The organism is Serratia liquefaciens (assembly GCF_027594825.1).
GTDB classification, from domain to species: Bacteria; Pseudomonadota; Gammaproteobacteria; order Enterobacterales; family Enterobacteriaceae; genus Serratia; species Serratia liquefaciens_A.
Map to the genome: position 1 here is coordinate 5,250,074 of NZ_CP088930.1, position 13,284 is coordinate 5,263,357.

A 13,284-nucleotide genomic window follows, 5' to 3' on the forward strand; every position below is an offset into this window, starting at 1 on the left:
GAAGGAGCGGTAATACATCATGCTGCAACTCAGGCAGGTTGGGGTAGAAGGGCGCTTGGCCCCATTTTCAGCACAGGTTGATGCTGGGTTGCAGTTTCACCTTATCGGCCCTAACGGCGCCGGTAAAAGCACTCTGCTGGCCTGTCTGGCGGGTATCTTGCCCGGCATCGGGGAGATCCTGCTGGACGGTTATCCGCTGAAAAGTTTTCAGGGCAATGAGCTGGCGCTGCGCCGCGCCTATTTAAGTCAACAGCAGCCACCGGTGGCGTTGATGCCGGTATTCCAGTATCTGGCATTGCATCAACCGGCGGGAGCGTCGGAAGAGGCGCTGGAAAGCACGATTCTTTATCTGTGTCAGCGTTTAAAGCTGATGGACAAGCTGCCGCGCATGCTGACTCAGCTCTCCGGCGGGGAATGGCAGCGAGTACGCCTGGCCGCGGTTTTGCTCCAGGTCTGGCCGACGGTCAATCCGAACAGCCAACTGCTGCTGCTGGACGAACCGACCAACAGCCTGGACGTGGCGCAGAAGGTGGCGCTGGATCGGCTATTGCGGGAGTTCTGCCAGAGTGGGCGTAGTGCATTGGTTTGTGCGCACGATCTGAACCACACCTTGCAGCAGGCCGACCGGGTCTGGCTACTACATGCCGGCCGTTTGGTCACGCAGGGCACTACGCGAGAAGTGATGGAGCCGGTTCTGCTTTCACAAATTTATGACGTCGATTTTCATTTGCAGGCGGTGGGCGATCAACGCTGGATTATGACCAAAACGGCCTAGCTCGTCACCGTAGTGAAAATTCAGCTTAAACGAAAATTAAACGGACCTGATATAAATAGCCGAGTAAGCATCGGCTTTATTTCCCTCCTTGTTAAAAATTACCTCATAAATCTTGAAAACCGTCGCTGACGTGCTACGCTGATTTAGTTCGAATAAAATAAGTAAATAATTATTAATAAATATAACTAATTGATTTTTAAATCAATATGAAATGATGATGATGGCCCTCGCAAATCAGATAGTCCGCTGATAATTAATCTCGCCTTAAGGTTTAGTTAAGCTTGCGGCCGTACATTGGCAGTTAATCCACCGGGAACGATTCTCTCTGGCGTTTAATATTCGTTAAATAAAAGAGATCTACAGTGTCATTAAAAGAAATTTGATACGTTTGGGGTTAACTATGGATCAATTTTTACCTTTCTCACGCCCGGCGATTGGCGATGAAGAAATCGCGGCGGTAGAAAAGGTACTGCGCTCCGGTTGGATCACCACCGGACCGCAAAATCAGCAGTTGGAAAGTGAGTTTTGCGCCACCTTCGGCTGCAAACACGCCATCGCCGTCTGTTCCGCTACCGCCGGCATGCATATCACCCTGATGGCGCTGGGCATTGGCCCCGGCGATGAAGTCATCACTCCCTCACAAACTTGGGTTTCAACCCTTAACATGATCGAACTGCTCGGTGCAACGCCGGTAATGATCGACGTTGACCGCGATACGTTGATGGTCAATGCCAGGGATGTTGAAGCCGCCATTACGACCAAAACCAAAGCCATTGTCCCGGTGCATTATGCCGGTGCGCCACTGCAAATGGACGCATTGCGAGACGTGGCCAAACGCCACAACCTGCCGCTGATTGAAGACGCCGCTCATGCGGTGGGTTCCCGTTACAACGGTGAATGGATTGGCGGACAAGGAACGGCAATCTTCTCGTTCCACGCGATTAAAAACCTGACCTGTGCCGAAGGTGGACTGATTGCCACCGACGATGATGCACTGGCGGATCGTCTGCGCTGTCTGAAGTTTCATGGTCTGGCCGTTGACGCTTTCGACCGCCAGCAACTGGGGCGCAAGCCGCAGGCCGAAGTGGTGGAGCCGGGTTACAAATACAACCTTTCCGATATCCACGCGGCCATCGCCGTCGTGCAGTTGGCACGTCTGCCGCAGTTGAACGTCCGCCGTAAAGAGCTGGCTCAGCGTTATCTCACTGCGCTGGAAGGTTCACCTTTCCTGCCGCTGGGGTTGCCTGATTATCCGCATGACCACGCCTGGCACCTGTTTATGGTGCGCGTTGACGCCGAACGTTGCGGTATTGATCGCGACCAACTGATGGAACGCCTGAAAGAGGTGGGCATTGGTACCGGGCTGCATTTCCGCGCGGCGCATACTCAGAAGTTTTACCGTGAGCGTTATCCGCAATTGTCCTTGCCCAATACCGAATGGAACTCGGCGCGTTTATGCACCTTGCCGCTATTCCCTGATATGACCGACGCCGATGTTGATCGGGTGGTCAAAGCCTTGTCTTCTGTTGTGGAGTCTTTACGTGTCTCGCGTTGAACCGATAAAAAAAGTTTCGGTGGTGATCCCGGTGTACAACGAGCAGGAAAGTTTGCCTGCCTTGCTTGAGCGTACCACCGCCGCCTGTAAACAGCTGGCCCAGCCTTATGAAATTATCCTGGTCGATGACGGCAGCAGCGACAATTCTGCCGATATGTTGACTGCCGCCGCCGAACAGCCCGGCAGCTGTGTGATTGCGGTCTTGCTGAACCGTAACTACGGACAGCACTCGGCGATTATGGCCGGTTTCAATCAGGTGAGCGGTGATCTGGTGATCACGTTGGATGCCGATTTGCAAAACCCGCCGGAAGAGATCCCGCGCCTGGTGCGAGTGGCAGAAGAGGGCTACGACGTGGTCGGCACCGTGCGTGCCAACCGTCAGGACTCCTGGTTCCGCAAAAGTGCTTCCCGCGTCATCAATATGATGATCCAGCGCGCCACCGGTAAATCGATGGGCGACTACGGCTGTATGTTACGCGCCTATCGCCGCCATATTATCGAAGCGATGCTGAACTGCCACGAGCGCAGCACTTTTATTCCAATTCTGGCGAACACCTTCGCCCGGCGCACCACTGAAATCGACGTGCTGCACGCCGAACGCGAGTTTGGCGACTCAAAATACAGCCTGATGAAGCTGATCAATCTGATGTATGACCTGATCACCTGTTTGACCACCACGCCGCTGCGTTTGCTGAGCGTCGTGGGCAGTGTGATTGCGCTCTCAGGTTTTCTGCTGGCGGTCTTGCTGATCGCGCTGCGTTTGATTATGGGCCCTGAATGGGCGGGCGGCGGGGTGTTCACCCTGTTTGCCGTACTGTTTTCCTTTATTGGCGCCCAATTTGTCGGCATGGGTTTGTTGGGAGAGTACATCGGTCGCATCTATACCGACGTGCGCGCTCGTCCCCGTTATTTTGTTCAGAAAGTGGTCGGTGAACAGCCGAACCACAATACTCAGGAAGAAGAATGATGAAAGCTATTGTATTTGCTTACCATGATATTGGCTGCGCAGGTCTGAAAGCGCTGACTGACGCAGGCTATGACGTTCAAGCAGTATTCACGCATACCGACGATCCTGGTGAGAACAACTTCTTCTCCTCCGTTGCCCGTGTGGGTGCAGAATTGGAGTTACCGGTCTATGCGCCGGAGGACGTTAACCACCCGCTGTGGATCGAGCGTATTCGCCAGCTGCAGCCGGACATCATTTTCTCCTTCTATTACCGTAATCTGCTGAGCGACGAACTCCTGTCGCTGGCGCCGCTTGGCGGTTTCAACCTGCACGGCTCACTGCTGCCTCGTTACCGTGGTCGCGCACCGGTGAACTGGGCGCTGGTGAACGGCGAAACAGAAACCGGCGCTACGCTGCACAAAATGGTCAAGCGCCCGGACGCCGGTGACATCGTCGGCCAACGCAAAGTGGCGATCGCCGCTGAAGATACTGCGCTGACGTTGCACAAGAAAGTGCTGGAGGCGGCGCAAGCGCTGCTGAAAGACGAATTGCCGAAGCTGAAAAACGGTACGGCTTCATTCAGCGCACAAAACGAAGCTGAAGCCAGCTATTTTGGTCGTCGGACAGCGGCAGACGGCGAGATCCTGTGGCACAAATCCGCGCAGGAAATCAATAACCTGATCCGCGCAGTGACCGAGCCTTACCCTGGCGCTTTCAGCTATCTCGGCCAGCGTAAACTGATTGTCTGGCGTGCTCGTGTGCTGGATGCACAGCATGACAAACAACCTGGTACCGTGCTCAGCACTTCGCCACTGGTTATTGCCTGCGGTGAAGGCGCACTGGAAATCGTTGCCGGTCAAAACGATGCTGGCCTGTACGTACAGGGTAGCCGTCTGGCGCAGGAAATGGGCATCGTCACCGACGTACGTCTGGCCGCCAAGCCCAACGCAGTGATGAAGCGCCGTACCCGCGTACTGATCCTCGGCGTTAACGGCTTTATCGGTAACCACCTGACCGAGCGCCTGCTGCGTGACGACCGTTACGATATTTACGGTTTGGATATCGGTTCTGATGCCATTAGCCGTTTCCTGGATAACCCGCGCTTCCACTTTGTGGAAGGGGATATCAGCATCCATTCCGAGTGGATCGAATATCACATCAAAAAATGTGATGTCGTTCTGCCGCTGGTGGCCATCGCCACCCCGATCGAGTACACCCGCAATCCACTGCGCGTGTTCGAGTTGGATTTTGAAGAAAACCTGAAGATCGTTCGTGACTGCGTGAAATACAACAAACGCATCATCTTCCCGTCCACTTCCGAAGTGTACGGCATGTGCGACGACAAGGAATTCGATGAAGATCATTCCCGCCTGATCGTCGGGCCCATCAACAAACAACGCTGGATCTACTCGGTGTCCAAACAGCTGCTTGACCGAGTGATCTGGGCCTATGGTGCCAAGGAAGGGCTGAAGTTCACGCTGTTCCGTCCGTTTAACTGGATGGGACCGCGCCTGGATAACCTGGATGCAGCGCGCATCGGTTCTTCCCGCGCCATCACCCAGTTGATCCTCAATCTGGTGGAAGGTTCGCCGATCAAACTGATGGACGGCGGGGCGCAAAAACGCTGCTTTACCGATATCAACGACGGTATCGAAGCGCTGTTCCGTATTATCGAAAATCGCGACGGCCTGTGCGATGGCCAAATCGTCAACATCGGTAACCCGACCAACGAGGCCAGCATCCGCGAACTGGCGGAAATGCTGCTCGAAAGTTTCAACAATCACCCGTTGCGCGACCGTTTCCCGCCGTTTGCCGGCTTTAAGGATGTCGAAAGCAGCAGCTATTACGGCAAGGGTTATCAGGACGTTGAGCACCGTACGCCAAGCATCAAGAATGCCCGCCGCCTGCTGGACTGGCAGCCGACCATCGCGATGCAGCAAACCGTTGCCGATACCCTGGACTACTTCTTGCGTACCACCGTTCAGGAAGGTGACGGTGCATGAAGAAAGTCGGTCTGCGAGTTGATGTAGATACTTTCAGCGGTACCCGTGAAGGGGTACCGCAGTTGCTGGAGTTGTTCGACAAGTACAACATTCAGGCCAGTTTCTTCTTCAGCGTAGGGCCGGACAATATGGGGCGCCATTTGTGGCGCCTTTTACGTCCGAAGTTCCTGTGGAAAATGCTGCGCTCGAAGGCTGCGTCGCTCTACGGCTGGGATATTCTGTTGGCCGGCACCGCCTGGCCGGGGCGTAATATCGCCCGTGCCCTGGGGCCATTGATGAAACTCACGGCGCAGGCCGGGCATGAAGTGGGCCTGCACGCCTGGGATCATCAGGGCTGGCAGGCCAAAGTCGGCCGTTGGTCTGAGGCGCAACTGACGCAACAGGTGCAGCTGGGTGTGGATGCGCTGACCGCCAGTACCGGGCTGCCGGTAAAATGCTCGGCCGTTGCCGGTTGGCGCGCGGATACGCGGGTGCTGGAAGTGAAGCAGCGCTTCGGTTTTCACTACAACAGCGATTGTCGCGGTACCCATCCGTTCCGTCCGGTGTTAAGCGATGGCCGCGTGGGCACCGTGCAGATCCCGGTGACGTTACCAACCTTTGATGAGGTGATTGGCAGCGAGGTCAGCATGGCTGACTTCAACGATTATATTTTACAGGCGATTGAAAACGACCGTGGCGTGCCGGTGTACACCATTCATACCGAAGTAGAGGGGATGTCACAGGCGGCGATGTTTGAGCAGTTACTGCAGCGGGCGCAACGGCAGGGCATAGAATTCTGTCCGTTAAGCGCCTTGTTGCCACAAGATTTGGCGTCATTGCCATTGGGCCGCGTCGAGCGTGCTCCTTTCCCTGGCCGCGAAGGTTGGCTGGGTTGTCAAACCGATGTGAAGGACGATTCATGAAGGCGCTAAAAGGATCCTGGGCCATTGTGTTGGCCATTTTTTTTGCTCTGGTTTACCTGATCCCCCTCAATGGTCGCCTGTTATGGCAACCGGACGAAACTCGCTACGCCGAGATCAGCCGTGAAATGCTGCAACGCGGCGACTGGGTAGTGCCGCATCTGCTTGGGCTGCGTTATTTTGAAAAGCCGGTTGCCGGATATTGGTTCAACAACATCAGCCAGTGGCTGTTTGGCGATACCAACTTCGCGGTGCGTTTTGGCTCGGTATTCAGTACCGGCATGACCGCCGTGCTGGTGTTCGCGCTGGCGATGCTGATGTGGCGCAACGCGCGCCGTGCCAGCCTGGCGACGCTGATTTTCCTGTCAATGGTGCTGGTGTTCAGCATCGGCACGTACAGCGTGCTGGATCCGATGATTTCCCTGTGGCTGGCGGCGGCCATGGTCAGTTATTACCTGACGGTGAAAGCCACCACGGTCAAGGGCAAACTGGGCGGCTACGTGCTGCTGGGGCTGGCCTGCGGCATGGGCTTTATGACCAAGGGGTTCCTGGCGCTGGCGGTACCGGTGATCGCAGTGATCCCGATAGTCATTCAGCAGCGGCGGATCAAAGATTTGTTAATCTACGGCCCGCTGGCGATCCTGACTGCGGTATTGCTTAGCCTGCCTTGGGCACTGGCCATTGCTCAACGTGAGCCGGACTTCTGGAACTACTTCTTCTGGGTGGAACATATTCAGCGCTTCGCCGAGGATAATGCCCAGCATAAAGCGCCGTTCTGGTATTACATTCCGATTTTGATGGCGGCGGTGTTGCCATGGCTGGCGTTGTTACCGGGATCCTTGCTCAAGGGGTGGCGTGAGCGCGTGCAGCGACCGGAGCTGTTCTTCCTGCTGAGTTGGGTGATGATGCCGCTGATCTTTTTCAGCATCGCCAAAGGCAAACTGCCGACCTATATTTTGCCGTGCATGGCACCGTTGGCGCTGTTAATGGCCGCTTACGCCGAGGACTATGCGGCATCCTTGCGCAGTAAAATGTTCAAGGTCAACGCATTGCTGAACGGTTTGTTTGGCCTGATTTGCGTGGTGGCGCTGCTGGTGCTGGGCTCAGGATTGCTGCCGAAGGTGAAGCTGTTCGGGGCTCAGGAGTGGCCGAAGATCGTCATCGGCATTATTATGTTCGCCGGTTGGCTGTTGTTTGCCATAGTGTCGGCGCGTAATAACGCACAACGTTGGCGCTGGGCGGCGGCTTGTCCGCTACTGCTGTGCTTGCTGGTGGGTTACGCCATTCCGCAGCAGGTCACTGATTCCAAGCTGCCGCAAAACTTTATCAGCGCGAATATGGCGCAGTTGGGCCACAGTCGTTACGTATTGACTGACAGTGCAGGGGTAGCGGCAGGGCTGGCCTGGGAGTTGAAGCGCAGCGACGTGCTGATGTTCAGCGAGAAAGGCGAAGTGGCTTATGGCCTGGCCTATCCGGATGCCCGCAGCCATTTCATCAGCGATGCCGATTTCCCGCAGTGGCTGGCGCAGGCGCGCAAACAGGGCGACGTCTCATTGGTATTACAACTGTCGAGAGGAGATCACGTGCCGCAAAACTTGCCGGCAGCGGACAAAGTGGTTGAGATGAACCGCTTGGCGCTGCTTTGGTATCAACAGCAGCCATGATAGTCGGCTACTTGCTGGTGCTGGTGGTCAGTCTGCTCACCTGTGGTGGGCAGCTGTGCCAGAAACAAGCGGCCCAAAGCTGGCAATTGCCCCCCGGCGTGAGGCGGGGGGCGACGCTGCGCTGGCTGATACTGGCGGTGCTGTTGCTGGGGGGGGGCATGGCGGTCTGGCTCAACGTGCTGCAACGTTTACCGCTCAGCCTGGCTTATCCGACGCTCAGCCTGAATTTTGTGTTGGTGACATTGGCAGCCCGATGGTTGTTTAAAGAACCTACCACCGTACGCCATTGGTGCGGCGTGGCGTCGATCATGCTGGGGATCCTGCTGATGAGTATCAATCCATGAGGGGTTACGCCTGGGGCGCGGCCAGCGTGCTACTGGTCACGTTGGCGCAACTGCTGATGAAATGGGGCATGGCGCAGATCCCATTGATGTCGTTTGCCGACGTTACGCTGAGCCTGTTTGCCCAATACTGGGTGCCGTTACTGGCGGTTAGCGGCGGTATTTTTGGCTACGCACTGTCCATGCTGTGCTGGTTCTTCGCACTGCATCATCTTCCGCTAAACCGCGCTTACCCATTGCTGAGTGTGAGCTATGCGCTGGTGTACCTGGCCGCGGTGATCCTGCCGTGGTTTAACGAATCCGCCACCCTGTTGAAAACGTTGGGAACGCTGTTTATCCTGTTTGGCGTGTGGCTGATTAACAGCCAGGCCAAGGTAAAAACGCCTCAATAGCGCAAAAAGTGGCGCCACTGCGATTATCTCCTTCACCGCGCTTGCCTTTTTCCCCTACTGGGGGATAAATTAGCCCCAAATAGCGCTTTCCTTATGGGGTGCCGGCTTTGCCTCGCAGGCGGTATACTTTTACCGGGCGGCATGCTGCGGCAACCTGTTCAATGAAGGGATATTATGCGGATGCGTATTTGGTTTTTATTAGCCAGTTTAATTCTTGCCGGTTGCAGCAGCCATGCACCGCCGCCCAGCGGTCGGTTGGCGGACTCTATCGTGGTGGTGGCTCAGTTGAATGAGCAACTGCGTCAATGGTACGGCGCACCTTATCGTTACGGTGGGGTGGATCGCGGCGGCGTCGACTGCTCCGGTTTCGTTTATCGCACCTTCCGCGACCGTTTCGATATGCAATTACCTCGTTCGACGGTGGAACAAACCTCGCTGGGAACCAAAGTTTCGCGCGATGAGCTGATGCCGGGCGATCTGGTGTTTTTCAAAACCGGCGGCGGTGAGAACGGTTTGCACGTTGGCATTTATGATACCAACGATCAGTTTATTCATGCCTCCACCAGCCGTGGCGTGATGCGCTCCTCGCTGGACAATGTGTATTGGAAAAAAGCCTACTGGCAGGCGCGGCGCATTTAATCTTAAGCTGTTGATTTGGTGTATCATGGCGGTATCACGTGCTTAACGGGGACCGCCATGAATAACTTACGCTTACTGATTTCCGATTCTTACGACCCCTGGTTTAATCTGGCCGTGGAAGAGTGCATCTTCCGCGAAATGACCACGCAGAAAATCCTGTTCTTATGGCGCAATGCCGAAACGGTGGTCATAGGCCAGTCACAAAACCCGTGGAAAGAGTGCAACACCCGGCGAATGGAGCAGGACGGCATTCGCCTGGCTCGTCGCAGCAGCGGCGGTGGGGCGGTATTTCACGATTTGGGCAACACCTGTTTTACCTTTATGGCGGGTAAACCGGGTTACGACAAAACCCTTTCCACCGGCATCATTCTGCAGGCGTTGGCGCAGTTGGGTATTTCTGCCACGGCGTCGGGCCGTAATGATCTGGTGATCGAAACGCCGGAAGGCGTGCGTAAAATCTCCGGCTCGGCCTATCGGGAAACGCAGGATCGCGGATTTCACCATGGCACCTTGCTGCTGAATGCCGATCTTAACCGTCTGGCAAATTATCTTAATCCGGATCCCAAAAAGCTGCAGGCCAAAGGCATCACCTCGGTACGCTCCCGCGTGGCCAACCTGGTGGAATTTAAGTCTGACATCACTCACCAGCAGGTTTGCGATGCGGTGACTCAGGCCTTTTTCGACCACTATGGCGAGACCGCCACGGCGGAAATCATCTCACCGGATGTTTATCCCGACCTGCCGGATTTTGCCACGCAGTTTGCCAAACAGAGCAGTTGGGAATGGAATTTCGGCAAGGCGCCGGCATTTAGCCATTTGCTGAATGAACGCTTTGTTTGGGGTGGGGTGGATATCTTTTTTGACGTAGAGAAAGGCCTTATCTGCCGGTCGCAGATTTTCACCGACAGCCTTAGTCCGGCACCGTTGCAGCGCTTGGCAGAGATGTTGGTGGGCTGCGCCTACCGCAGTGAAGCCTTGGCAGAGTGCTGCGACAAGCTGATTGCTCAGTTTCCGGAGCAGGCTGTCGAGTTAGCCGAGCTGCGGCAATGGTTGGTCGAAACGATCAAATAATAACCACGATTCAAATATCAAGGGATGACGGCTGTCATCCTTTTTTTATGCCGAAAGTTTGTTCCGCTTTATTGTTGTTGTTGATTCTCAGCTACCGAAATCCACCACAATAGCGGGTAGCATGAATTTCCCATAAATCAAGGTGTGCATTTTTTTGCTGTTTCAATGCAAAGAATAACGTACGGAATTGATGTGTTATTAAATTTAATCAGTTGGCGACAGGCTTGCGCTTGTGTAGATTTCATGCTTAATTGATATTTAGATTTACTTAAGAATTTCTTTAATGAAAACAATGGCGATAAGCCAAATTTTCAGTGTAACTATATTACTTAACCTAAATCCAGTTTGAATTCAGTGAGGTTACGGCAATTTTGCCTTAAGCCAAATTGGCTTTGATTCAGCGCCACCTGAACACAACATAGCTTTAATCTATCAATTAAATGATAAGTTATCACTATTTGCATTGATATTTCCGATTAATCTCAGAGGGATTGATCGATAAAATATATTGATATACGATGAGGTGCTCGCCATTCAGCCTGTGGCATTGAAATGAAAATACAATTCGAAGCTGACTTTATTAGTAGCTATGTTTTTCAACCTGTTTACTCAATGGAGGGCAGGCTGTTAGCGGTGGAAATCTTGAACCGCTTTAATAGTCTGGACGGTGATTTGGCTATGCCGGCTGACATTGGGATTAATTTACTGACCGCTGAGCAAAAGATTGAGTTATTTAATGAGCAATTGAAACTGGCAGAACAGAATGCACCCTGGTTTGTCGAAAACGACGTTCTGTTGACGCTTAATATTGAAGAAACCCTGGTCGATTTGATTCTCGCTGACGGTCAACTCTGTGATCGTATCCGGCAATGGTCATTCATTGCCTTTGAAATCAGTGAGGGATTCCCGAATCTGTCGGCCGGCAAGAACAACCCAAAGATCCTCCGGCTGAGCGAATTATTTTCGCTGTGGTTGGATGATTTCGGCTCCGGTCAGGCGACCTTGACCGCCTTGTATGACGGGTTGTTCGACTACGTGAAGATCGACAAGCGTTTTTACTGGCAGTTGTTTACCCATCAGGGATATGACGTGGTCATTGACTCGCTATTAAAGAATATCAATCTGCTGTGCAAAGGGGTAATCGTCGGAGGAATAGAAAAAAGGGAATATTTTAATAAGCTCAGACACGCCGGGGTTTTTGGCCTGCAAGGTTTTTTATGGCCCAGCGTTGGTGTGGATAATCTGGCGGCGTTACGGGTAACACCCGATGAGTTCAATAACAATAATTGAGAGTACTACACACAACGGAGCCAATAATGGACTGGATGATGTCAGTTGTGATTCCGGCGCTGTTATTCATTATGATTTTCTCGCCGATCGGGTATTTTTCCGTTCAGCGTAAAAAGGCATTCAAACCGTATCGGCATAAACGCTGATCCCCGCATCTGCCCAGGTATCAGGCAGATGCGTTCTCCCTGCATTTCCTCTGTGTTAATCGCCCCGTCCAAGCTCTACACTAGGTGGAACGGAGGGCCTATGCCGCAGTTTGAAAACGCTTACCAACATCAGTTAGCCGGTTTTTATACCGAATTGAATCCCACGCCGCTGAAAGGCGCTCGTTTGCTGTATCACAGCGAACCGCTGGCGCGCGAACTGGGGCTGGACGAAAGCTGGTTTACCCAGGACAAAACCCCGATTTGGGCGGGTGAAACGCTGCTGCCGGGCATGCGACCGCTGGCACAGGTCTACAGTGGCCACCAGTTCGGCGTCTGGGCTGGGCAACTGGGCGATGGCCGGGGGATTTTGCTGGGTGAACAACGCCTGGCAGATGGTCGCAGCATGGACTGGCACCTGAAAGGGGCGGGATTGACGCCTTATTCACGCATGGGCGACGGCCGTGCGGTGCTGCGCTCGGCGATCCGTGAGTTCCTCGCCTCCGAGGCACTGCACCATCTGGGCATTCCAACCACCCGTGCATTGACCATTGTGACCAGTGAAGAGCCGGTTTACCGTGAACAACCTGAGCGTGGCGCTATGTTGCTACGCGTGGCGGAAAGCCACGTGCGTTTCGGCCACTTCGAGCACTTTTATTACCGTAAGCAGCCGGAACAGGTGCAGCAACTGGCCGATTTTGTCATTGCCCGTCACTGGCCGCAGTTGCAAGATCAGGCGGAGGGCTACTTACTGTGGTTTACCGACGTGGTCGAACGCACTGCGCGGCTCATCGCCCATTGGCAGACCGTCGGTTTCGCTCACGGCGTAATGAACACCGATAACATGTCGATTCTTGGTCTTACCCTCGACTATGGCCCCTATGGCTTCCTCGACGACTACAAGCCCGACTATATTTGCAACCACTCCGATCATCAGGGGCGTTATGCCTTCGATAACCAACCGGCGGTGGCGCTGTGGAACCTCCATCGGCTGGCTCAGACCCTGTCCGGGCTGATGAGTACCGAACAGCTGCAGCAGGCGCTGGCGGCCTATGAGCCGGCCCTGATGCGGGCTTACGGGGAACAGATGCGCGCCAAGCTGGGTTTCTTCACCCCGTCGCAGCAGGATAACGATCTGCTTACCGGTCTGCTGAGCCTGATGGTGCAAGAGGGCCGGGACTACAGCCGAACCTTCCGCTTGTTAAGCCAAACCGAACAGCAACAGGCACAGTCGCCGCTGCGTGATGAATTTATCGATCGCGCTGCGTTCGACAGTTGGTACCAACAATACCGCCAGCGCTTGCAGCAAGAACAGGTGAGCGACGCGGAGCGTCAACAGGCGATGAAGGCGGTGAACCCGAAGCTGATCCTGCGCAACTATCTGGCACAGCAGGCGATTGAAAGTGCCGAACGGGATGATGTCAGCAAACTGGCGCGCCTGCATCAGGCCTTGTTGACGCCGTTTGCCGACGCGCCGGAGTATGACGATCTCGCCGCATTGCCGCCGGATTGGGGCAAGCATCTGGAGATATCCTGCTCGAGCTAAATGAGATGAAAGGATGACGG

Annotated in this window: 12 protein-coding genes; all 12 read left to right on the top strand. The window is 54.4% G+C overall.

Features of this window, described 5'->3' with window-relative positions; translation table 11 throughout:
- The first annotated feature begins 19 nt into the window (after positions 1-19).
- Entirely contained in the window at positions 20-775 is a 756-nt protein-coding gene (gene btuD / locus LQ945_RS24370; RefSeq protein ID WP_270101934.1) for a vitamin B12 ABC transporter ATP-binding protein BtuD, read from the top strand.
- Positions 776-1,175: 400 nt separating this feature from the next.
- Positions 1,176-2,330 carry a UDP-4-amino-4-deoxy-L-arabinose aminotransferase gene (arnB, locus tag LQ945_RS24375; protein WP_270101935.1) on the top strand — a complete coding sequence of 385 codons (1,155 nt, stop codon included), beginning with the start codon at positions 1,176-1,178 and terminating at the stop codon, positions 2,328-2,330.
- Positions 2,317-3,297 carry an undecaprenyl-phosphate 4-deoxy-4-formamido-L-arabinose transferase gene (gene arnC / locus LQ945_RS24380; RefSeq protein ID WP_044550484.1) on the top strand — a complete coding sequence of 327 codons (981 nt, stop codon included), beginning with the start codon at positions 2,317-2,319 and terminating at the stop codon, positions 3,295-3,297. Before arnB ends, arnC begins: the two co-directional genes overlap by 14 nt.
- Entirely contained in the window at positions 3,297-5,279 is a 1,983-nt protein-coding gene (gene arnA / locus LQ945_RS24385) for a bifunctional UDP-4-amino-4-deoxy-L-arabinose formyltransferase/UDP-glucuronic acid oxidase ArnA (RefSeq protein WP_270103029.1), read from the top strand. Before arnC ends, arnA begins: the two co-directional genes overlap by 1 nt.
- Positions 5,276-6,181, top strand: a complete 906-nt coding sequence (gene arnD / locus LQ945_RS24390; RefSeq protein WP_270101936.1) for a 4-deoxy-4-formamido-L-arabinose-phosphoundecaprenol deformylase — start codon at positions 5,276-5,278, stop codon at positions 6,179-6,181. Before arnA ends, arnD begins: the two co-directional genes overlap by 4 nt.
- Positions 6,178-7,842 carry a lipid IV(A) 4-amino-4-deoxy-L-arabinosyltransferase gene (arnT, locus tag LQ945_RS24395; RefSeq protein WP_270101937.1) on the top strand — a complete coding sequence of 555 codons (1,665 nt, stop codon included), beginning with the start codon at positions 6,178-6,180 and terminating at the stop codon, positions 7,840-7,842. Before arnD ends, arnT begins: the two co-directional genes overlap by 4 nt.
- On the top strand, positions 7,839-8,186 hold the full coding sequence (gene arnE, locus LQ945_RS24400) for a 4-amino-4-deoxy-L-arabinose-phosphoundecaprenol flippase subunit ArnE (protein WP_270101938.1): 348 nt from the start codon (positions 7,839-7,841) through the stop codon (positions 8,184-8,186). The genes arnT and arnE overlap by 4 nt, the downstream gene beginning before the upstream one ends.
- Positions 8,183-8,575 carry a 4-amino-4-deoxy-L-arabinose-phosphoundecaprenol flippase subunit ArnF gene (gene arnF / locus LQ945_RS24405; protein WP_020826634.1) on the top strand — a complete coding sequence of 131 codons (393 nt, stop codon included), beginning with the start codon at positions 8,183-8,185 and terminating at the stop codon, positions 8,573-8,575. The genes arnE and arnF overlap by 4 nt, the downstream gene beginning before the upstream one ends.
- 174 nt (positions 8,576-8,749) lie before the next feature.
- The gene (locus LQ945_RS24410; RefSeq protein ID WP_041414519.1) at positions 8,750-9,214 is read left to right on the top strand and encodes an NlpC/P60 family protein; all 465 of its coding nucleotides are present in this window, start codon (positions 8,750-8,752) and stop codon (positions 9,212-9,214) included.
- 57 nt (positions 9,215-9,271) lie between these two features.
- On the top strand, positions 9,272-10,285 hold the full coding sequence (locus tag LQ945_RS24415) for a lipoate--protein ligase A (protein WP_270101939.1): 1,014 nt from the start codon (positions 9,272-9,274) through the stop codon (positions 10,283-10,285).
- A 552-nt stretch (positions 10,286-10,837) separates the two neighbouring features.
- Positions 10,838-11,575 (top strand): EAL domain-containing protein, encoded by a 738-nt coding sequence (locus LQ945_RS24420; protein ID WP_270101940.1) that lies wholly within the window; start codon positions 10,838-10,840, stop codon positions 11,573-11,575.
- A gap of 246 nt (positions 11,576-11,821) precedes the next feature.
- Positions 11,822-13,264: a protein adenylyltransferase SelO gene (locus LQ945_RS24425; RefSeq protein ID WP_270101941.1), complete on the top strand. Its 1,443-nt coding sequence runs from the start codon at positions 11,822-11,824 to the stop codon at positions 13,262-13,264.
- The last annotated feature ends 20 nt before the right edge of the window (positions 13,265-13,284 follow it).